General features: G+C 32.4%; 1 protein-coding gene. It reads left to right on the top strand.

What is annotated here, in order from left to right; genetic code table 11:
- Positions 1-232: 232 nt before the first annotated feature.
- On the top strand, positions 233-1,971 hold a 1,739-nt coding region (locus tag Q0997_RS20065), incomplete at its 3' end, for a choice-of-anchor L domain-containing protein (RefSeq protein ID WP_299892467.1).

Consider the following 1,971-nt stretch of genomic DNA (forward strand, 5'->3'; position numbering starts at 1 on the left):
AAGAACTTTAAAGCTCACTTTACGCTTAAACGTTAGAAGAGAAAATACTTTAAAGCATAAAAAAAACCTGAACAAATTTGTTCAGGTTTTTTTTATATTAAATTGTGAATGTTATTTAAAGACGTAGGGTTTTTTCGTTTAAGATTGTTTTATTTGTATAAAATTATAGATACTAAAACTATCTATCAATGTGTTATTATTACTCTAAATCATATTTTAAACCTAACTTTTAATGAAAAATTATTATCTCTTATTTATTTTCCTATTTTCATTTTCATTTATTCAAGGACAAATTATAACTGTAAATGATGCTGCTAATCCAGAATCGAGCTTAGGACCTGAACAATTAGTTTCAGATGTTTTGATATCTGGAGGATGTGCAGGGGTTGATAACTTTACATTTCAAGTTAATGGTTCAGCTACAGATTTAACAACAAAGAGTTACGGTTATTTTGATAGAGGAGCTAATACAGGGTTTCCTTTTGAGAGAGGTATTATTTTAACAACAGGTCAAGCAGCAGCAGCAGGTAATGTTGTAAATCCTACTATTATTAGTAACATTAATGGTCAAGCAGGTGATACAGATTTAGAAGTGGCACTTGGGCAAACAAATACTAATGATGCAACTTTTATTAAATTTAATTTTACACCAACAGGAAATGATATTTCTTTCAGGTATTTAATGACATCAGAAGAATACGATGGAGCAACAGAATGTAACTTTACTGATAGTTTTGCTTTTTTATTAAGAGAAGTTGGATCCGCAGTTTATACAAACTTAGCTGTTTTACCTGATGGAACACCTGTTAGTGTTGTAAATATTAATAATGCGGCTGCCTGTAATGCTAATACCGCTTTTTTTGAAGGGTACAATATAGGAGATACAAATTATGGAGGGCGTACTGTAGTTTTGACTGCGAGTGCTACAGTAATACCAAATACGGTATATGAAATTAAATTAGTTGTAGCAGACCAGGGAGATAGTGCATTAGATTCTGCAATATTTTTAGAGGCTGGAAGTTTTAATTTAGGAGGTGATTTAGGACCAGATGTTACTATTAATTCTGGAACAGCAAAATGTATAGGAGAAACACTAACATTAAATACTCAAACAGATCCAGCAGTAGCACATACATGGTTTTTTAATGGAACCGAAATAACAGGAGAAACTGGCCCAACTATTGACGTTACCCAAGCAGGAACATATTCAGTAGATGTAAACTTTGGAGCTAATTGTGTGACAATGGATTCAATAGAGGTTGAATTTATTCAACCTGGTGTTGTTAATAATGTAAATAATCTTATTGAATGTAATAATACTGGTGGAGCAGTAGTTTTTGATTTAACAGAAAACACGCCAGAAGTGTTAGGAACCCAGGATCCAGCAAACTTTAATGTTAGTTATCATAACTCTCAAGTGGATGCAGATATGGATGCAAATATTATCGCAAATCCAACAATGTATAATGGAACAGATGGAGAAATGATATATGTTAGGATAGAAGATGGGTTATCTGGACTTACTGGTAATTGCTATGATACAGATGTATTTACGCTTCAGTATTTAAATATAGTTATAAATACGACAGCAAATCTTGAAATTTGTGATGACATTACAAATGATGGTTTTGAAGCTTTTAATTTAGAGTCTCAAACAGCATCAATTCTTGGTGCTCAATTAGCAACAGATTATACTGTAACATATCATGTAGATTTTGCTAACGCAGATGCAAATACTAATGCTCTAACTAGTCCATATACTAATATAGTTAATTCTCAACCAATTTTTGTTCGTATTCAAAGTAATCAAGATCCAGCATGTTACGTTGCTTCTGCTACTGCAGCTTTCAATTTGATTGTAAATCCTACACCCGTACTTCCTGTAACCATTTCTGATTACGGTGTTTGTGATAATGCAACAGATGGAGATGACACCAACGGTTTTACAGAGTTTGATTTAACAACTCAAGA

It is taken from the genome of uncultured Lacinutrix sp., assembly GCF_947500325.1.
Classification (GTDB): domain Bacteria; phylum Bacteroidota; class Bacteroidia; order Flavobacteriales; family Flavobacteriaceae; genus Lacinutrix.